Origin of the sequence: Nostoc sp., from assembly GCF_036917355.1 — a bacterium.
Taxonomy (GTDB): domain Bacteria; phylum Cyanobacteriota; class Cyanobacteriia; order Cyanobacteriales; family Nostocaceae; genus Nostoc.
In genome coordinates, this window is the sequence record NZ_JBALDP010000092.1 from 77592 (window position 1) to 98663 (window position 21072).

15 protein-coding genes are annotated in these 21072 nt (G+C 38.9%); 9 read left to right on the forward strand and 6 right to left on the reverse strand.

Annotated features, from left to right (window positions below):
• Positions 1 to 69 precede the first annotated feature (69 nt).
• The gene (locus V7K53_RS28390) at positions 70 to 936 is read left to right on the forward strand and encodes a branched-chain amino acid ABC transporter permease (RefSeq protein ID WP_322669295.1); all 867 of its coding nucleotides are present in this window, start codon (positions 70 to 72) and stop codon (positions 934 to 936) included.
• A 21-nt stretch (positions 937 to 957) separates the two neighbouring features.
• Here the strand turns inward: V7K53_RS28390 and V7K53_RS28395 are convergent, their stop codons facing one another.
• Both V7K53_RS28395 and lipA read right to left on the reverse strand, forming a co-directional pair.
• A complete protein-coding gene (locus V7K53_RS28395) occupies positions 958 to 1095 on the reverse strand; it encodes a photosystem I protein PsaX (RefSeq protein WP_292810722.1) in 138 nt (45 codons plus the stop codon).
• Between the two features lie 149 nt (positions 1096 to 1244).
• Complete coding sequence (gene lipA, locus V7K53_RS28400; protein ID WP_335200856.1) at positions 1245 to 2213, reverse strand: lipoyl synthase; 969 nt, start codon at positions 2211 to 2213, stop codon at positions 1245 to 1247.
• Positions 2214 to 2447: 234 nt separating this feature from the next.
• On the opposite strand from lipA, the gene V7K53_RS28405 reads away from it, so the two are divergent.
• Positions 2448 to 3098 carry a response regulator gene (locus tag V7K53_RS28405; protein WP_335200803.1) on the forward strand — a complete coding sequence of 217 codons (651 nt, stop codon included), beginning with the start codon at positions 2448 to 2450 and terminating at the stop codon, positions 3096 to 3098.
• A 388-nt stretch (positions 3099 to 3486) separates the two neighbouring features.
• Positions 3487 to 9165: an ATP-binding sensor histidine kinase gene (locus tag V7K53_RS28410; protein ID WP_335200804.1), complete on the forward strand. Its 5679-nt coding sequence runs from the start codon at positions 3487 to 3489 to the stop codon at positions 9163 to 9165.
• 198 nt (positions 9166 to 9363) lie between these two features.
• Here V7K53_RS28410 and V7K53_RS28415 read toward each other — a convergent pair whose 3' ends face one another.
• Together V7K53_RS28415 and V7K53_RS28420 are read right to left on the reverse strand one after the other, a co-directional pair.
• Positions 9364 to 10755, reverse strand: coding sequence for a cytochrome P450 (locus V7K53_RS28415; RefSeq protein ID WP_335200857.1), 1392 nt, complete (start codon positions 10753 to 10755; stop codon positions 9364 to 9366).
• A gap of 157 nt (positions 10756 to 10912) precedes the next feature.
• Complete coding sequence (locus V7K53_RS28420; protein ID WP_335200805.1) at positions 10913 to 11947, reverse strand: terpene synthase family protein; 1035 nt, start codon at positions 11945 to 11947, stop codon at positions 10913 to 10915.
• Between the two features lie 669 nt (positions 11948 to 12616).
• Here V7K53_RS28420 and V7K53_RS28425 point away from each other — a divergent pair.
• From V7K53_RS28425 to V7K53_RS28445, 5 genes are all read left to right on the forward strand, one after another.
• A complete protein-coding gene (locus V7K53_RS28425) occupies positions 12617 to 13936 on the forward strand; it encodes a hybrid sensor histidine kinase/response regulator (RefSeq protein WP_335200806.1) in 1320 nt (439 codons plus the stop codon).
• Between the two features lie 42 nt (positions 13937 to 13978).
• Entirely contained in the window at positions 13979 to 15130 is a 1152-nt protein-coding gene (locus V7K53_RS28430; RefSeq protein WP_335200807.1) for an FIST signal transduction protein, read from the forward strand.
• 6 nt (positions 15131 to 15136) lie between these two features.
• Positions 15137 to 16180 (forward strand): sensor histidine kinase, encoded by a 1044-nt coding sequence (locus tag V7K53_RS28435; protein ID WP_335200808.1) that lies wholly within the window; start codon positions 15137 to 15139, stop codon positions 16178 to 16180.
• Positions 16181 to 16721: 541 nt separating this feature from the next.
• Positions 16722 to 17264 carry a methanogen output domain 1-containing protein gene (locus V7K53_RS28440; protein ID WP_335200810.1) on the forward strand — a complete coding sequence of 181 codons (543 nt, stop codon included), beginning with the start codon at positions 16722 to 16724 and terminating at the stop codon, positions 17262 to 17264.
• Positions 17265 to 17349: 85 nt separating this feature from the next.
• A complete protein-coding gene (locus V7K53_RS28445) occupies positions 17350 to 18741 on the forward strand; it encodes an ATP-binding protein (protein ID WP_335200811.1) in 1392 nt (463 codons plus the stop codon).
• Between the two features lie 85 nt (positions 18742 to 18826).
• Here the strand turns inward: V7K53_RS28445 and V7K53_RS28450 are convergent, their stop codons facing one another.
• On the reverse strand, positions 18827 to 20431 hold the full coding sequence (locus V7K53_RS28450) for an NAD(P)H-quinone oxidoreductase subunit N (protein ID WP_335200812.1): 1605 nt from the start codon (positions 20429 to 20431) through the stop codon (positions 18827 to 18829).
• 3 nt (positions 20432 to 20434) lie between these two features.
• Between V7K53_RS28450 and V7K53_RS28455 the strand changes: the two genes are divergently transcribed.
• The gene (locus tag V7K53_RS28455) at positions 20435 to 20665 is read left to right on the forward strand and encodes a hypothetical protein (protein ID WP_335200813.1); all 231 of its coding nucleotides are present in this window, start codon (positions 20435 to 20437) and stop codon (positions 20663 to 20665) included.
• Positions 20666 to 20782: 117 nt separating this feature from the next.
• Here V7K53_RS28455 and V7K53_RS28460 read toward each other — a convergent pair whose 3' ends face one another.
• Complete coding sequence (locus tag V7K53_RS28460; protein ID WP_335200814.1) at positions 20783 to 21055, reverse strand: hypothetical protein; 273 nt, start codon at positions 21053 to 21055, stop codon at positions 20783 to 20785.
• Between the last annotated feature and the right edge of the window lie 17 nt (positions 21056 to 21072).

Genomic DNA, 21072 nt, shown 5'->3' on the forward strand with positions numbered 1-21072 from the left:
CAGCTAGTCCAAAAAAAAATTATTGTATGAACCACTAACCTAAAATTTTTTAAACGCAACTTAAGACTTATGGATGCACAATTCGCCCAACTAATCGTGAATGGAATTGCGGTGGGGAGCATTATTGCTCTAGCCGCAGTCGGACTGACTCTTACTTATGGAATTTTACGGCTATCGAACTTTGCTCATGGTGACTTTCTCACTTTAGGAGCCTATCTCACCTGGTTGATAAACACCATTGGAGTTAATATTTGGCTGTCGATGATTCTCGCGGCGGCGGGAACAGTAGCAGCAATGCTGTTATCGGAAAAGTTACTGTGGTCAAAGATGCGCTCTATCCGTGCTACTTCCACTACGCTAATTATTATTTCTATTGGACTTGCCTTATTTCTTCGCAATGGGATTATTTTTATCTGGGGTGGCAGGAACCAAAATTATAATTTACCTGTTACTCCGGCTTTAGATATTTTGGGTTTAAAGATACCGCAAAATCAATTATTGGTATTAGGGTTGGCGGTGCTAGCAATTTTGGCGCTGCATTACCTGCTGCAAAATACCAAAATTGGTAAGGCGATGCGAGCAGTTGCCGACGATCTGGACTTAGCCAGGGTTTCAGGTATCAATGTCGACCGAGTAATTTTCTGGACTTGGGTAATTGCTGGTACTCTTACGTCATTGGGCGGCAGTATGTATGGGTTAATTACAGCCGTGCGCCCAAACATGGGATGGTTCCTAATATTACCATTATTTGCCTCAGTAATACTTGGTGGTATTGGCAACCCCTACGGTGCGATCGCAGCAGCTTTTATCATTGGCATCGTCCAAGAAATCAGCACTCCTTGGCTGGGTTCACAATACAAACAAGGTGTAGCACTGTTAATCATGATTTTGGTGCTGCTCATTCGTCCCAAAGGTTTATTCAAAGGAACGATTTGAGCAGCACCTATCCACTTCTAACTACTCAATAATGTGGAAATACCAGGCTGCTACCAGGAAATTGATAGCTAACAAGAACAGTGCCCAGCCTGTGCGATAGGCGTAGGGAGGTTTAGCTCCACTGTCGGCAACTGGTAAATCTTTGCTTTTAGAAGTCATAATGCGATTCTCCTTATGTCAGGACTTTTTAAGAAATACCAAACTGGCGTACCAAATACTCAAATTCTTTAAGAATATTTGTGTGAAGTTGGGAATTGGGAATTGGGGAGTGAGGAATTGGGCATTGGACATTGGGTATTGGGCATTAGTTATTTTTTCCCTGCTCCCCCTGCCTCCCCTGCCTCCCCTGCTCCTCCTGCTGCCTTATCCCCTACTTCCTCCTCTCCAGCATGATAGGAACTGCGAACCAGAGGCCCAGAACGAACATGGTTGAATCCCATTTCCCATGCTAATCTGCCAAGCCGATCGAATTCCTCTGGAGTCCAATATTTTTGGACTGGCAAATGTTCTAAAGAAGGGCGCATATACTGCCCAATAGTCAAGCGATCGCATCCCACAGCCCTTAAATCAGCCATTGCTTCAATGACTTCATCAAGTGTTTCTCCGTGTCCCAGCATCAAACCTGATTTGGTGGGAATTGTCGAATCGATTTCTTTAACCATAGCCAGCACTAAGAGCGAGCGATCGTACTTGGCTCCCCTGCGCACTGGGCCAGTTAACCGTTGCACTGTCTCGATATTGTGATTAAAACAAGCTGGTTTGGCTTTGACAATCATCGCTATCCGCTGGCGTTGACCTGACTCTCCAACACCAGCACCACCCCAAAAATCTGGGGTCAGCACTTCTATTTGAGTTTCTGGATTCAATTGGCGGATAGTCGCGATCGTCTTTACAAAGTGCCCTGCACCTTGATCGGGCAAGTCATCACGGGCTACAGAAGTCAGCACCACATAACGTAATCCCAAAAGCTGCACCGCCTGAGCAACCTTTTCAGGTTCTTCTAAATCAAGAGGCATTGGTGCATGACCTTTATCTACTTGACAGAAAGCACAAGACCGTGTGCAAGTAGGCCCCATTAGCAAAAAAGTTGCAGTTTTTTGGGCATAGCACTCCCCCCGGTTAGGGCAGCGACCCTCTTCGCAAATCGTGTGAATTTGGCGCTGCTTAATAATGTGTTGTACGGTAGAGATTTCACTGGCTTTGCCAATTGGGCGACGTAACCAGCTAGGCATTGCCATAATTTCAGACTTTAGTTCAGCTTGTTGTGACGAAATCATAGACATCCAAGCAAGATGCGGATATAGATGTAGTGGTCTGTTGATTAAATATCACAATGACACAAATTTAAAAGAGCGCAAGCAAAAGTTTTGCAAAACACCTCTAACAATGTCATTTATACCGAAATATACTATCCCCCAATTGCTAGAAATTATGTATATAGTGGGAGGATTCTCAAGGACAATCGGCAAAGCCGCTATTTACACTTATAGTTTCTGTTAGAGCAAACAGTCGTGGCAAGCAACAAGATTTTAGTTATCGATGACACTACAGTTGTCAGGGTAAAAGTACGAGAAATGTTGCCTCCGGGCAATTTTGAGGTACTAGAAGCAAAAGACGGTGTGGAAGGACTAAATTTCATTCTTCAGGAAAAACTCAGCCTGATTATGCTGGATTTCCTGTTACCTAAAATGAGTGGCTGGGAGGTTTTCCAGAAAGTTCAAGCCGATCCAGAGTTAAGGAAAATTCCTTTAGTGATCATGTCTGGTCGCAAGGAAGAGGTGACTGAAAAAATCACAGAACCATTTGAATATTTTGAATTTTTGGGCAAGCCTTTTGATCAGAAACAACTAATTGGCGCTATTAAGTTAGCTATGGCTAAGGCGAAACAGCCACGCCCAGAACTAGTCACAGTAGGAGCAGGGGTTGCTGTCAAAAATAGCACAGTAGCAACCTCTAGTGTCGCCAATGGAACGGTAGTAGCTCCTAGCGTTGCGAACTCTAGTGTCGCAGCTCCCAGCATCACAACCCCCAGTACTGGAGGAGTCTCCGAGGCAGAAATTAATGCATTGAATGAGAAAATTGTCAAAATGCAAGCAGAAATTGATGGTTTGAAGAAACAGCTAACTCAGGTTGTGACTTTTATTAAACAAAAAATCAAGTAGTATTTGTGCTCGTTATTATTATCGCAGCCAAAAATACACCATCTATACTGGTGTCCGATTAAAAGCGGATAAAAATAGTTAGTTCAAAAACACTTATGTTGATAAATCATCATTATTTAGTGAGGTACAGCTTGACCTTAGCCCGGTAAAGCTGTACTTTATCTTCTCTCTTCGTAAGTTCGGAGAGGGGTTGTGGTTGAGATTTTGATATGTACTTCACTTAATGAGAAAACACTACAGTTTAAGATTCAGATATTTAGTAAAAAAATATATTAAAAGTCATATTTTCTAATACAAATTAAACAAAAAAAATCCTATTTTATGATGAGGATAGTCTTTGCGCGGGAATAATAAGCCATAGAAACAATAATTATGAGCATAGTCCGCAATGTTAGTAGTATTAGATACATTATATTCGTTTCCTGGCTACCGCATTACTGAACAAATCTACTCAGGCAGTAAAACTCTAGTTTATCGAGGTATTAGAGAAGAAGACCAAAAATCAGTCGTTCTCAAATTGATGCGGAATGAATATCCTACCTTTGCGGAAATAGCTCAGTTCCGAAATCAATATATCATCACCAAAAACCTCGATTTTCCTGGCATAGTCAAAACCTATAGCTTAGAAAATTACCGTAACAGCTATGTTTTAGTGATGGAAGACTTTGGTGGCATTTCCCTCCAAAACTGGCGAATAGAGGGCAAAGGAAAAAAGGAAAACTGGCTTTCCCTGAACGAGTTTTTCCACATTGCGATTAAAATTGTTTCTACCCTGGAAAGACTGCATCGCGATCGCATCATTCACAAAGATATCAAACCTGCCAACATCCTCATCAACCCTAGCACAAATGAAATCAAACTCATCGACTTTAGTATTGCCACCCTTCTGCCAAGAGAAATTCAATTTCTCACGAATCCCAACATCTTAGAAGGTACTCTGGCTTACATTTCCCCAGAACAAACCGGAAGGATGAACCGAGGTATTGATTACCGCACTGATTTTTATTCCCTCGGTGTCACCTTCTTTCAGCTCCTCACCGAACAGTTACCTTTCACCAGCAAAGATCCGACAGAGTTAGTTTACTCTCACATTGCCAAACAACCGCCAAGAGCCAGTCGGATTAACTCCGGTATTCCGCTAATTTTGTCTGACATCATCAGCAAGCTGATGGCAAAAAATGCCGAAGACCGCTATCAGAGTGCTTTGGGGTTAAAGCATGACTTGGAGGTGTGCCAAAGCCAGTGGCAAGAAACAGGAAATATTGCACCCTTTAAACTCGGTGTGAGAGACATCTCTGACCGTTTCGTAATTCCCGAAAAACTCTACGGTCGCCAAAGTGAAGTTGAAACTCTACTTGCTGCTTTTAAGCGTGTGACAGACGGGGCAACAGAAATGATATTAGTCGCAGGTTTCTCTGGCATTGGCAAAACTGCCGTGGTCAATGAAGTCCACAAACCTATTGTGCGGCAGCGTAGTTACTTCATCAAAGGAAAATTTGACCAGTTTCAACGTGACATTCCTTTGTCAGGATTAGTGCAAGCCTTTCGGGACTTAATCGGGCAACTGCTCTCAGAAACTGATGCTCAAATTCAACAATGGAAAGTCAAAATTCTACGAGAATTGGGTACACAAACTCAGGTGATTATTGATGTCATCCCTGAACTCGAACAGATTATTGGTAAACAACCTCCGGTTACTGAACTCTCTGGCAGCGCTGCCCAAAATCGTTTCAATTTATTGTTTCAAAAATTCATCCAAATCTTTACAACTAAAGAACATCCCCTAGTTATCTTTCTCGATGACTTGCAATGGGCAGATACAGCTTCTTTGAAATTAATTCAGTTATTAATGTGTGACAGCGGGTTGTCTTCTCTTTCAGAAGAGACAGAACAAATGCGTGAAACAAAAGGAGGCTTTTTGTTAGTTGGTTCCTATAGAGATAATGAAGTTTCTAAAGCACATCCGCTTTATTTCACACTACAGGAGATTCAAAAAACAGGAGCAATCATCAATACGATTACCTTAGCACCTTTAAATCTGGGTGATTTAAATCATCTAATTGCTGAGACACTTCATTGTCCAGAATTAGTTGCTGTTCCTCTCACCCAGATGGTGTTTGCTAAAACTAAAGGCAACCCCTTCTTTTCTGTTCAATTTCTCAAATCTTTACACGATGATGGGCTAATTGTATTAAATTTTGATGTTGGTTATTGGCAGTATGATATTTCCAGAGTTAAAGATTTAGCTCTCACGGATGATGTAGTAGAATTTATCGCCATACAAATAGAAAAATTGCCAATATATACCCAAAAAGTTTTGAAACTGGCTGCCTGTATTGGGAATCAATTTGACTTAAAAACTCTGGCGATCGTTAATGAAAAATCTTTAGTAGATACAGCATCAGACTTGTGGCAAGCATTACTTGATGGGCTAGTTTTACCACAAACTGAAAATTACAACATTTTTTCAAAAGATAATACTAATCAAGAATTCATTGTTCATGGAATAGAATCTACACAATTTTCAAATTCTAATTTACAGCTACCCAAGTATAAATTTGTCCATGATAGAGTGCAGCAAGCCGCTTATTCTTTAATTCCTGAAGAGCAAAAAAAGCCAATTCACTTAAAAATTGGGCTACTGTTATTGAACAATATTCCTGTTGCAAAACAGGAAGAAAAGATTTTTGAGCTTGTCAATCAGTTTAATATCGCAGTAGAATTCATCTCCCCTCAAGCTAAACGAGATGAACTGGCCCAGATGAATCTAATTGCTGGACGTAAAGCTTTAGCATCAACAGCTTATCCCGCTGCTGTTAAGTATTTAACTATCGGCATCCAAGTGTTGGCAAGTGATAGTTGGGAGACTAAATATCAACTAATCCTAGCTTTGTATGAGACAGCAGCCGAGGCGGCGTATCTAGCTGGCGACTTTAGGCAAATGGAGCAATTAGTAGAGGTAGTGTTGGCACGAGCAAAAACACTGCTAGAAAAAGTAAAAGTTTATGAAGTCAAAATTAAAGCTTATGGAGCGCAGAACCAAGCACTAGAATCTGTCAGGACTGCACTAAGTGTTCTAAAGTTATTGGAAGTTGAGTTGCCCGAAAATCCCAGCCAGTCAGATATTCAGCTAGCGATCGCTGAATTAACATCAAATTTAAATGGAAAGCGGATTGAGGATTTAATTGATCTGCCAGAAATGACGGCAGAACAAACATTGGTAGTTATGCGGATTCTATCGAATGCGCTTTTTTTCGCCTATGCAGTCACTCCTGAACTTTTTTCATTGATTGTTCTTAAACAAATCAACTTATCGCTCAAATATGGCAATGCCCCCTTGTCTGCCTTTGCATACGTTCTTTACGGAACGATCCTCTGTAGCGAAAAGGGAGATATTCAGTCTGGCTATGATTTTGGCAAACTGGCTTTAAGTTTGGTGACTAAGTACAATGTTAAAGAAGTTGAAGCAAAAGTTATGGAGGTATTTCATGCAGGTATCCGCCATTGGAAGGAGCATCCTAAGGAAACATTAAATACTATAATAGAAGCTTACTCTCTAGCTATAGAAACAGGAGATTTAGAATTTGCAGCTTTATTTCTTCAGTTTTATTGCTTCTGTTGTTATTCCATTGGTAAAGAACTTACAGGGCTGGAACGCGAGATAGCAAACTACAGCAATGCCCTGAAGCAAATCAAGCAAGAAAGAGCGTTTAACTGGAATTGTATCTATCAACAAAGTGTCTTAAATTTACTGGGGTTTGTAGAAGATCCTTGTCGTTTAATTGGTGCAGCCTATGATGAGGAGAAAATGCTGCCACTGCATTTGGAAGCCAAGGATGGAATCGGACTTTTATATCTATATTTCCATAAACTACATTTATGCTACTTGTTTCAGCAGTTCCCTCAAGCAGCTGAAAATGCCACCCTAGCTGAAAAGTATTTAGATAGTGGTACAGGACAACTAGTTGTTCCTGTTTTCTATTTTTACGATTCTCTGGCTAAACTGGCAGTGTACACTGATGCACCTGATTCAGAGCAAAAGCATATTCTCAAGCGGGTGCAAGCTAATCAGGAAAAGATGCAATATTGGGCATATCATGCCCCAATGAATAATTGGCATAAATTTTATTTGGTAGAAGCAGAAAGGCATCGAATTGAAGGGAAATATTTTGAAGCAATGGAAGAATACGACCGTGCTATCTCCCTAGCTGAAGAACACGACTACAAGAATGAAGTAGCTTTAGCTCAGGAACTTGCAGCCAAATTTTATCTAAAATGGGGCAAGCAGAAAATTGCCCAAACCTACTTAATTGATGCCTATTATGGATACGTTAATTGGGGAGCAAAAGCCAAAGTTGACGATTTAGCAAAACGCTATCCCCAATTACTCACTCCTATATCCCAGCAACAAAAACTGAGTATCCCTGCTAGCGAGGAAAGCGCTTCTTTCAATAGCATATCTATATCATCTTTATCTACCCTAAGTAATCAACAAACTGTTATTGGCTCGAAGACAAGTATTTCTGATTCTCTGGATTTAACCGCATTCATTAAAGCATCTCACGCACTCTCTGGGGAAATCGAGCTTGAGCGACTACTTTCTACTTTAATGGAAGTTGTTATGGAGAATGCAGGAGCTTCTAAATGTGCTTTAATTTTGAGTGAAGGTGATAACTTAGCATTAACTGTCACAGCAGTTTGTTCAAGTTCAAATTTTGAGCATACCTACACTGAGTTTCCATCAACTTGCCTTGAATCAAGCTACGATGTTCCCATTACTTTGATTAACTATGTTAAACGCTCTAGAGAAATCTTGGTTATTGATGATCCAATAGCTGTTTCTTTTCTAGCAAATGATAGTTATATAACTAGTGAAGAACCTAAGAGCTTATTGTCTATACCTCTTCTAAATCAAGGTAAATTGATTGGGATTCTTTACCTAGAAAATCGTCTGACAACAGGAGCATTTACACGCGATCGCATAGAAGTTCTCAAACTTCTCACAACTCAAGCAGCAATATCCTTAGAGAATGCTATTCTTTATAAAAACTTGGCACAAGCTAAAGAAAGCTTGGAGGAATACAACCATACCCTAGAGGGAAAGGTTCAGGAAAGAACCCAAGAACTCAATGACAAAAATCAATGTTTACAACAAACTTTACAAGAATTGCAAAGTACCCAAATCCAATTAATTCAAAGTGAAAAGATGTCTTCTTTGGGACAAATGGTGGCGGGAATTGCTCATGAAATAAATAACCCGATTAACTTTATTCATGGCAATATCAATCATGCTAGTGAGTATGTCCAAGAGTTGCTGGATTTAATAGTTATTTATCAGCAAGAATATCCCCATCCTTCCCCTTTAATTGAAGAGAAATCTGAGGAGATTGACATAGATTTTTTATCAGAAGACCTTCTCAAGATTCTAGATTCAATGAAAGTAGGAAGTTCGCGTATCCGAAATATTGTCTTGGGCTTACGTAACTTTTCTCGCTTAGATGAAGCTGAAATGAAACCTGTAGATGTTCATGAGGGAATAGACAATACCTTAATGATTTTGCAGCACCGACTGAAACCTAATAGCAATTTACTAGAAATTGAAGTCATCAAAAAATATGGACAATTACCAGAAGTTATTTGTTACCCTGGTCAACTCAATCAGGTATTTATGAATATCCTGAGTAATGCAATTGATGCTTTAGAAGAGTTATTTATCATAGATCATCCATCATTAGTAAACGATCGAGAAGAATTAACAAATGATATAGATACGTCACCGACTTCTCTTCGTGTACGACAAATTCACATTTTTACTGAACTAACAGATTCTAATACGGTGATAATTAGGATTACTGATAACGGTTCTGGCATTACAAAAGCCGTGCAGCAGAAAATATTTGACCCATTTTTTACAACCAAGTCAGTAGGAAGTGGTACGGGTTTAGGGTTGTCGATTAGCTACCAGATTGTCGTGGACAAACACAAAGGTAGTTTAACCTGTAATTCTACACCAGGAAAAGGGACTGAGTTTACTATTGAGATACCAATGCAACAGTTAGAGGGCTAGTACCGCAAGGCGGAAGTCAAAAGTCAAAAGAATTGTATTCCAAGCTCTTGCGCCATTTGAAATGCTATGTTTATGTTTATTTACGCCAAGCTGTACTAGATGAGTAATTGATCTAAGTCCAAATCTAAGAGTACTAAAAACGCAGTTTTTGTGAAAAGCTGCGTTTTTAATATTCATTAAAATCGCTCTGACAGATTACTAAAAGACGGGTGTAGTTGTCATATTCACTCGAGGCTCTTCACGCACATGTCGTCCTGTAACTACCATCTTCACCCCATTAGCAGGCGCAAGTGCAAAACCTCGACGTTGAGGATGCTCTGGCCGCTTACCAGCTAGAGCAAGTTGATAGCCTGACAGTACCTTTGCTAATACTAGCTTCATTTCAAACACAGCTAAAGCTTCACCCATACAGCGACGAACTCCACCACCAAAGGGCAAAAATTCATAAGCAGAAAATTCGTGTTCTAAAAAGCGTTCTGGTTTAAATTGCTGAGGCTGCGGATATAAATCCTCACGCTGATGAGTCAGGTAAATACTGGGAACCAATAATGTTCCAGAAGCTAAAGGATGTCCTAGTAGTTCACAAGGTTCTTGGACTATCCTGGGGAACGCGAACATTGCAATTGGGTAAATTCGCAAAGTTTCATTACAAACAGCCGTGAGATAAGGCAGTTGGAAAATGCTCATGGGATCTGGAGAATCTCCGAGGGAATCAAGTTCTTGAAGCAATTGCTCTCGGACTTTCGGTAAATGATGAATCCAATACAATCCCCAAGCCATTGCTGTTGCCACTGTTTCATGTCCTGCTACCATCAGTGTCATCAAATCATCACGCAACTCTTGATCTGTCATCGGATTACCCTCTTCATCCCTCGCTAACATCAGCAAGGATAGGATATCGATGCGATCTGGATTGGGTTCTTCCCGGCGTTGGGCAATTTCAGCGTAAAGCAATTCATAAATTTGTTGCCGTTGACGCAGAAACCATCCCCAAGGACTCCAAGCTCCTAAATCTTTTTGCAGGAAGGGGAAAAAAAGGAAGCTAGAAGTAAAGGGTGAGCTAAAGAGATCCAAAAGCAAGGCTACTAAGCGCTTGATTTCGTCGTAACGTGCTCCCTTATGCAAGCCAAAAATAGCTTGTAAAATGATTTGCAGAGAAATTTCCTGCATTGCAGTACGAGCTAAGAAGGGCCGATTTAGTGGTAACTTACTAAAGACTTGTTCGGTGAGATTAGAAATCAAAGAACCGTAGGCTCGCATTCTGTCGCCATGAAAGGAAGGCATTGTGAGTTTTCGCCGCCGTTTATGGCGTTCACCGTTCAGCATAAGGAGTGAATATTCCCCGGCTAAGGGTTCAAATATTCTGTTCACTTTACCAACGAATAGAAACTTCTTCCTATCATTAGTGAAAATTTCCTTGATTGCTTGAGGATGGTTCACGAAAACCACAGTCTCCCCAAAACCAATTACCTCAGCAGTAAAAATGTCAGGATATTGCTGAGCTGCATTTTCCATAAAACTAACAGGGTCTGCAACCCACTGGATTTTCTGGAGCAAAGGGGAAGTTTTTAGTGGATTAGGTAGTTGCATTTGATTTTTCATACTGAAATTGCGTTATTTTTGTATTGTTAGTTATGGGGTAATATTGATTAACTTTGAAGCAGTAAAATTCTAGATGCTCCCAACACCTTTAAAAAAATCGTTGGGAGCATCGTGGAAAATATTCTCTGAGATAGTATATTTTTCCTTATGATGGTAGTAAAACTTTCATGTTTGAAAGTACTTGTATATTGCTTTGAGATTTATCTAGCTCTAAAGTTTCTACTAACTCCAGTCTTTCTATAGTTTGATAGCGATCGGAATTAAAGTACCAATCTAGATTGCCCCGTATCCAGGCATACATTCCTGAAATATACTTTGCAAGTTCAGCATCTACTTTTTCTCCAAAAGATGGCAGACATGCTTCTAGTTCGATCAGTTCTCGTACTTCTTGATCGTGGATGTCGACTGCACGCTTAATCGCTATTTCTAGAGGTAGTTGGTGTTGATAGTGCAATACTAATACTAGATTGTGAACATCACCACTTGCCATTTCTCTAAAGTACGAAAAGATATCATTACACCAAGCAAGAATATTAATTGTCTTCTCCTTGAGTTTTTTAAGGATGTCGTGCTGTCGTAAAATATCAGGAATCAGCAATTGATCGCAAAATTCAATCAATACTACGGTAAGATCCCCCGCCGAACTTAAGTTCCGTATTCTGATATAAGTATCAATATCCGGTATTATTTTCTGTGCGCGGTTACTTGCTTCCTGTACACACCCGGCGAAGTATTCCTCAAAGCTAAAAACAAAGTGCTGGAACCATTTTATGCTCCCTATTTGGAGCATCCGCTGTCGTAGGTCACTTAAAGCATAGCTAAGGTGTATATCGTTGTTTGTAAGTTCTGCTCCATTTAATACTTCAATAAATCTCTGGTGAAAAAGCTTGAGTGCTTCAGGTTGTTGACCTAAATCTGACATATCACATTGGTCATCCCAAATAAACAGCCAACTGAACAAGTCACTGGCAATCTTTATTTTTTCCAGATTGCAGTAAGGATAAGCACCTGCTACGAGCTGGAAAAAATTTGACTTGGTGAAACGACAATAAACTGATTCATTTGCCAGTAGGTTAAAGCAAGTTACCCATTCAAGAGCATACTCTTCTAAAACATCAATATGCTTATTGATATGGGATGAAAATGGACAGTATAAATCGGAGGAAAGTAGTTCCTTCATGGCAATTATTAGTTAGAAGTCAGAGTTAGAAGTCAGAAGTCCTGAACATGAATTACAGGAGAAAAAAATCAATAGACTTATAAAAAGCCTATGACAAATTTTTGAAAAGAACTTACTGTAACACCACATGTTCTACAGTGTATAAATTATATTTACGTTACTGATAGTGGCATGTAAATCTATGTGAATATTTGCAAACTTAATTAGTTATGTTTTTTAAAAAACATAGTTGTAACTATAGCGTAATTATATGTAATTATATTTTTTGTAAAAAAAATTCACATATAGAAATACTCATGATAAACACTATTAACTAAATGAAACAATTAACCTATGGCATTAACAATGTTTTTCTGAGCTAGCAAGGCACTACTTTTATAAAAAGACAAGAGTAATAATGACTAATTTCCGAGCCATCGCCTTTATAAAGGAAAATATTTATCTCTACTGAAATTAAGATTGGTGGTTAATATTTCTTATGTAGCGATCGCCCCAGCCCAAAGCTATAGGCAATTTAGTCTGAAAATGTTGCTGTTATCAGAGTTTTGGGAACTATAGGGTTGTCAGACGATAAATTTGCAGTCTGTCTACTAATAAAATATAGGGGACTTAGGTGCGATCGCACAGCAAATAGGAAGAACTAACAATAAATAAAATTAATTTAAATATATGAATGAAAAACCAGAAATGAAAATGATTTATACCCCAGAAGATAGTTTAATCTTAGTGGTAGATGATACTACTACTAATTTAGAAATTGTTTTTAATACATTAAGTAATGTAGGCTTTAAAGTTATCACAGAGAATGATGGAGAAAGAGCCCTAAAGCAGGTTGAGTATCAACTTCCTGATTTAATTTTGTTAGATGTGATGATGCCAGGAATCGATGGATTTGAAACTTGTAAAAGACTGAAAGCAAATTCAGCTACTTGTGATATTCCTGTAATCTTTATGACAGCAAATTCTGATACTCATAGTAAGGTAAAGGGTCTAAATATAGGAGCAGTTGATTATATTACAAAACCCTTTCATGAAGAAGAATTATTAGCTAGAATTAAAACCCATCTTCAATTACGAAATCTCACAAAAACTTTAGAAAAACGAGTTTTAGAAAGGACATCAGCATTATCTAGGGCATTAAAAGACCTACAAGAGTCTCAACTTCAGCTCGTACAGACAGAAAAAATGTCTGCCCTTGGTCAATTAGTAGCAGGAGTTGCTCATGAAATTAATAATCCAGTTGGTTTCATTCATGGCAATCTTGGACACGCTTCAGTATATTTCCAAGACATGATTAACATTATTGACCTCTATCAGCAGCACTATCCTAATCCAGTTTCAGAAATTCAAGAGGAAATTGCAGCGATAGATTTGAAGTATATACTTGCCGATCTACCTAATTTAATTTCCTCAATGAAAGAGGGAGTTCAGCGCATTCGCAACATTAGTACCAGCTTGAGAACCTTTTCTCGAGCAGATAGCGATCGCAAAGTTTATTGCAATATTCATGATGGCATAGACAGTACAATTATGATTCTCAAACACCGTTTAAAAGCATCCGAAAATCGACCCGATATTCAAGTAATTAGAGATTACGATATATTACCAGACTTAGAGTGTTTTATCGGGCAACTCAATCAGGTATTTATGAATTTATTAGCTAATGCTATTGATGCTTTAGAGGAATCTAATGTAGGACTTAGCTATATAGAGATTGAAGCAAATCCTAATCAAATTTTGATTCAAACTACTCTCACTGAAGATAAAAATTATATCTTGATTAGGATTAAAGATAATGGCATAGGAATGTCGGCTGATGTCCAACAAAAAATATTTGACTATTTATTCACCACCAAGCCTGTGGGTCAAGGTACAGGATTAGGGTTATCAATTGCTCGTCAAATTGTTGTCGAAAAACATGGAGGAACTTTAGAGGTAAACTCATCAATAGGGCAAGGTTCAGAGTTTATCATTAAACTTCCCATTTAATAATTATGATAAGTTCCGTTTATCAACATAATAAATAAATTTATGTTCAAGGCAGTAGTAGGTCACAGTAACGATCCAGATTCTCTAGCAGCAGTTGAAGAAATTCTTCACCAATGTGCCAGTTCTCTTGCAGGAAATATACCAAAAGCTGGGATTATTTTTGCTGCAATTGATTTTGATCATTCTCTCATTTTGCAGCAAATCGATCGGGCTTTTCCGGGGATTGAGTTGATTGGTGGAACAACAGATGGAGAAATTTCTTCAGTCTTAGAGTTTCAGCAAGACTCAATCACCTTGATGTTGTTTTGCTCAGACGAAGTTGAAATTCATGCAGGAGTTGGACGTAAAGTTTCAGACGATCCAATTACTGCAACTAAACAAGCTGTGGAGCAAGCCAAAGCAAAAAGTACCGCAGCTCCAAAGCTATGCTTAACTCATCCAGAGAGCCTCACAACTAGTGGTGTCTCTATATTAAATGGCTTAAAGCTAGCTCTTGGTCAATATGTGCCAATATTCGGTGGTTTGGCAGGCGATCAATCAAGATATCAAAGTACATATCAATTTTATAAAACAGAAGTATTAAGTGATTCTGTACCAATTCTACTTTTTTCCGGCACAATATTATTTTCCCACGCTGTTGCCAGTGGTTGGCATCCCATTGGTCAAACAAGCAAAGTGACTAAGGTAGATAAAAACATAGTCTATGAAATAGATGGTAAACCAGCTTTAGATTTTTATCATCATTATCTAGGTTTACTTCCACCTTCAATGGAATATCCGCTAGCAGTATTTGATGAGAATGAAGAAAATTTTTATATAAGAGCACCTATTGCTTACAATCAAGAATCTAGTAGCATAACCTTTTTTGGAGATATTCCCGATCGAGCAATTATTCAAATTTCCGAAGCAGATTATGAAGATATTTTGGCAGCTTCCAAAGCATCATTTATGAATGCCTTAAATAATTATCCTGGTACAGAACCAAGTGCTGCTTTATTTTTTTCATGTGTAGCTCGTCGGCAAATACTTGGTACTAGGGCACAAGAAGAGTATCAAAATACAAAACTTTGTCTGACTGACTATTTACCTGCCTGTGGATTTTATTCTTATGGAGAAATTGCTCCTATAGATGGAATTAGCCAAACGCAATTCCACAATGAGACTTTTGTAACTTTAATTTTGGGAAATCAGTAAAAAATAATGGAAATATTAGATTATCAACAAGAAATTAAGGAATTAAAAAAAGCCAATCGAATTATTCAAAAGAAATTAGAACGCTCTGAATCAGATCGAAGAAAACTTGAAGAAACAAATCGAAAAAAAGAATCTTTACTCAAAAGAGTAATTGATGAATTAAAGGAATATCAAAATAAGTTAGAAGAAAGAAGCCATGAGCTAGAAATGATGCTTCTTAATCTTCAGATAATGGAGAACAAGATGTCTACTTTGGGAAGTATGGTAGCGGATGTAGCTCATGAGATTAATAACCCAGTTGGGTTTATTGTAGGTAATCTGACTCCAGCTAAAGAATATATTGAGAATTTATTACATCTAATTGACCTCTATCAGCAGACCTATCCTAAAGCATCTCAGCAAATTCAAGAAACAATCCAAATAATTGATCTAGAATATGTGCGCGAGGATCTACCTAAACTTATTTTTTCAATGAGAGAAGGTACAGATCGTATTTCCAAGATTAGCGACAGCCTGCGAACTTTCTCTAGAGCAGATATAGAACAAAAAACTCTGTTTAATATTCATGAAGGCATTAACAGTACCCTCCTCATTCTCAAGCATCGGTTACAAGCTAATAAAATTCGTCCTGCTATTCAAGTAGTTCAATCTTACGAAGAATTTCCCTTAGTAGAATGCTTTCCCGGACAATTGAATCAGGTATTTATGAATCTACTGGCAAATGCCATTGATGCTTTAGATGAGTCTAATGCTGGACTGAGTTTTAATGATATTAAGCTAAATCCTAATCAAATTACAATTCATACTGCTCTCACTGAAGATAAGAATCATGTCTCGATTCGGATTCAAGATAATGGGGTGGGAATATCGGCTGATGTTCAGCAAAAAATATTCGATCATTTATTCACAACAAAACCTGTGGGAAAAGGAACAGGATTAGGGTTATCAATTGCTTATCAAATAATTGTCCAAAAACATAAAGGAACTCTAGAAGTAAATTCTGTGTTAGGAAAAGGTTCTGAATTTTTCATCAATATACCTATTTGTTAAACGATCATAAGTATAAATTATTTAAAGTACTTAAAAAATAAATATCCCAGACAATAGCAAGTTACAGTTATGGAATTTTTCGACTTCTTACCTCATAATTCATTACATTTTCAAAGCAAAAATTTTTATTTATAGAAAACAAAAAAATTGTATCCTGGTTGCAAACAAGTAGATTTTTGCGCAGGTTGATAATAAAATATTTTTAGCGTTAACAATATTTTGCCTCAGAAGATTCTCCCAACCAAAGCCTACTCCTCATGTGGAAAACACTGAATATTTTGCTGGCTAACTTTTTAAGACTCGATCTAATTCCCCACTGTTTAAGGAGGGTTAGAAAGGATAATGGGGACTTAACCTAGAAGAGACTATGCAAAACCGTAAACTGTCACAACGATAAGGCTCAGAATTGATTATGGAGATTATTTTTCATTAGAACCAAAAGCAAACATTAAATTCTCCGAATAAAAATATTAAGTAGTTACTTTAGAGACATTTTGGGGAACTCTATAACTGTACTTCCTAGATTTTATCCTCAAAATTTATGATCAATGTACCCAAGCACTCAATAGCTACGCTTAATCTTTCTTTAGAACGCGATATATTTTTACGTACACTAATCAGAGAATTATCTGGTACTTTACAGGATGTAGTTGGTTTAGAAGAAGCTTCGGGATTTATTAGCGTTGTTGGTGAAAGGATGGGAAGGCAGATTAACCAAGATTATAAATCTGCCTTGGAAATCTCTAACCTTTCTCGTAAGCAAGTAGCTGATGTCTTGATTGATTTAAAAAAACGAATCCAGGGCGATTTTTATGTCATTGAGCAGAATGATGAAAAAATTGTCTTTGGCAACCGTGTTTGCCCATTTGGTGACAAAGTACTTAATCGCCCTGCCATGTGCATGATGACTTCAAACGTTTTTGGAACAATCGCAGCTAATAATCTAGGATATGCAAAAGTAGAATTGCAAGAGACGATAGCACAAGGTTATTCTGGATGTAAAGTTATTGTTTACTTAAAACTTACAGAAGAGGCAGAAGATGCAGAAGGTAGAGAATATTTTAGGGGACTAGAATCTGTGTAAATCTTCAGCATCAAACAAAATAATTCCAGGATTAAGCTTGGTGCAGATATGTAAAGTAGAGTCAAACCGTGAAAGTGGAAGCCCCATGACTCCTGAACAATTTCTTGAATTTGCCAGAGTTTTACCAGAACCTTTACTTCTGGTGAGTGGAGAGGGTCAGCTGTTAGCTACGAATCAACCAGCAGCAGATATGTTGGGGTTGCGCCGTCAAGAATTGCGGGGAAGAATGCTCTTTGAACTCGTAACTGAGTCTAGCAACGATATTGTAAAGTATTTACAAGCTTGTTCAAGTAGTAGGGCAATGGTGATTGGCTCTTTGACTTTACGAAAGAATGATGGACAAACGTTAATATGTCGTAGCCAAGGAGCCGTTATTCAACCTTGGTCTCCTGAATCTTCAGCTTTAATTCTCTTACGCCTGGAAAATAGAACTCTGACCAGTAGTAATTTCGTTCTTTTGAACGAAAAAATTGATGAGTTAGCCAAAGAAGTTCAGAGACGAAAACAAGCAGAGGAAGCGCTTAAAAAAGCGAATCAAGAGCTAGAAATTCGGGTCGAGGAACGTACAACTGCTTTACAAGACACACTAAATGAACTACAGCTTACCCAAACTCAGCTTATCCAAGCTGAGAAAATGTCTAGTTTAGGTCAGATGGTCGCTGGTATTGCTCATGAAATTAATAACCCCGTGAGTTTTATTTATGGGAACCTTCACCACGCTCATAAATACACTCAAGATTTACTGAAATTGGTGGAAGTTTATCAACAAGCTTTTCCAAATACTCTTCCAGAAATTCAACAGCAAGTAGAAGAAATAGATTTAGATTTTTTGATTCAAGATATAACTAAACTCTTCCAGTCCATGAAAGTGGGAACAGAACGCATTCAGGAAATTGTTAAATCACTACGTAATTTTTCCAGGCTGGATGAAGCAGAACTTAAGCAAGTCAATATTCATGAAGGCATTGATAGTACTTTGATGATTTTGGAGCATCGCCTGCAAGCTAGGCATGAGTACCCAGAAATCAAAGTCATCAAAAAATATAGTCAACTACCGAATGTAACTTGCTATCCTGGTCAACTCAACCAAGTGTTTATGAATATTCTGGCTAATGCGATTGATGCATTGGAAGCATCGGCACTCAACAGTCAGTATTCAGAAGTAAATACACAAAAAACTGAAAGTAAAAAACTGATAAATAATAATCCCCAAATTCAAATTAAAACTGAGCTACTCGACCAAAAATGGATAGCCGTTAGTATTGCTGATAATGGTTTGGGGATAAATGAACAAGTTCGCTCAAAGCTATTCGATCCGTTTTTCACCACTAAAACTGTGGGCAAAGGTACTGGACTAGGGCTATATATAAGCTATCAAATTATAGTCGAAAAACATAACGGGCAACTTAATTGTTTTTCTGTTCCAGGAAAAGGTGCAGAATTTGTAATTAAGATACCTCTTCAATCAGCCTCATAAAATTTCAGTTAAAAGACATGACAACGCCTGTCTGCTAATTTGCAAACAGGCGTGTCTTTGAGGACAAAGTTTAGTTTAGACTCGGTTAAATCTTAGCAGTAGAGTCAACTGAGGATTGAGACTGACTAACCGAATCTAATTTTGGTAAAAGCAAGAGATTTTCTGCTTTTACGTTACTGTTGATTGTTGCTTGCAAAAATGGGGTATGGGAAATGGAATTGTTAGCCAATGTAAACAGTGGATTTGACAAAATCCCTGCTATGGAAGTGGCAATTAATGTTACTACTAACCCGACCTGCAAAGGTCTTAACCCAGGCAAATCCCAACGCACTTGTGGATAATTCTTCACTGCGTCGGACATTTCATGGGGTTCTTTGACTACCATCATCTTAACTACGCGAATGTAGTAGTAGATGGAGACGACGCTGGTAACTAAGCCCAACAAAACTAACCAATAAAGTCCTGCTTGCCAACCAGCCCAGAATAAGTAAATCTTGCCGAAAAACCCAGCCAATGGTGGAATACCACCCAAGGAAAGCAGGGAGATACTCAACCCCAGTGTTAGGAGTGGGTCTTTTTGATATAAGCCAGAGTATTCGGCAATCTGGTCGGTTCCGGTGCGTAGCGAGAATAGAATAATGCAGGTAAAGCCGCACAGGTTCATGAACAGGTAAACCAGTAGGTAGAATATCATACTGGCATAGCCCGCCTGAGTACCAGCAATCAAGCCAATCATCACAAACCCAGCTTGGGCAATGGATGAATAAGCTAGCATCCGTTTCATGCTAGTTTGGGCTAGGGCGACTACGTTACCCAAAATCATGCTGAGAACGGCTAGAGCTGTGAAGACAAACCTCCACTCGTCAGCAACAAGGGGGAAGGCTGTTGTTAGCAAGCGGATAGCTAAGGCAAACCCAGCTGCTTTGGAACCGACAGATAAAAAGGCAATGACTGGGGTGGGAGCGCCTTCGTAAACGTCTGGTGTCCACTGGTGGAAGGGTGCGGCGGAGATTTTGAAGCCAATACCTGCGATTGCAAAAACCAGGGCAATCACTAAACCTAAAGATTGTCCCACTTTCGCTGTGGCAATGCCATTAGCGATCGCACTTAGTTCAGTTTGTCCTCCAGATAATCCATACAGCAGGGATACACCGTACAAAAATATTGCTGTACTGGAAGCTCCAATTAACAAGTATTTCAGCGCTGCTTCATTGGAGCGGGGGTCACGCTTGGTATAACCTGTCAACAAATAAGAGGAGATACTCAGGGTTTCTAAGGAGATGAAAATCATCACCAACTCGCTAGCCCCGGATAAAAACATCCCTCCCAGAGTAGCACTCAGCAAAATAGCGATGAATTCTGCTAAAGCGGTGCCGCTCTGCTCAACGTAGCGAATTGACATCAGTATAGTCGCGATCGCAGACAAGGCAATAATACCGCGAAAGACTATACTCAGGTCATCACTGTTAAAGCTACCGGTAAAACCGATGGGATTAGGAGAGTCCCATTGAAAATAGAGGGCGACAATCGAAGCAAATAAACCTGCGATCGCTAGATATCCAATCCAGCGTGCGGATGTACGCCCCAAAATCAAATCAACAATCAAAACCCCCAAGAGGGTGAGAATAACAATTCCCTCTGGTAAAATCGTTCCAGCGTTTAGCTGGGATGCAATATTAGCAAAATCCATGAGATGTATAGGTTTTGGCGATTAGACATTAAGGCTAACTCTGTTCACTCTAGCAAGTTTTCTAATCCCCGGACTAGCTCTTTTAACAAGAGCTTAACAGCTTGGATGCAGATGGCGATTGCCTACGGCACGCTACGCGAACGCACCAATCTTACTACTTTACCAGCAGCTTTCTCAGTATCCAGGGATTCACTTAACAGCTTTCCTACCTCACTTTTTAGGCGTGACTTTTAGCGAATATCATCAATAATTATGCTGCAACCAGTGCAATAGTTACGTACAAAAAGCTTATAAAATTAATAAGGGCACAGCATTGCTGTGCCCCAACAATATTCATAACTCCTAACTTTATTAAAAACCGACTGATGGTAGCTTGCCTTGTAGCAACTGAAATTTAGACTGAACACAGTTGGCACAATTGCAACCAACTCGATCGATAATCGGATGAGATGTTTGAATCAAATTTGGTGTTGCCAGATCGGGAATTTGTTGTGTAGATACTACCGTCATAATTTGGGTAGCGTATGTAGATTTTAGGCTAGATGCGTTTGCTGGATTGACTACCAGCAGCATGTATACCAGAAATGCGGGCCAGGCAAGTAAAATCAGTTTGACAATTTTCATAATTCACACAAAGATAG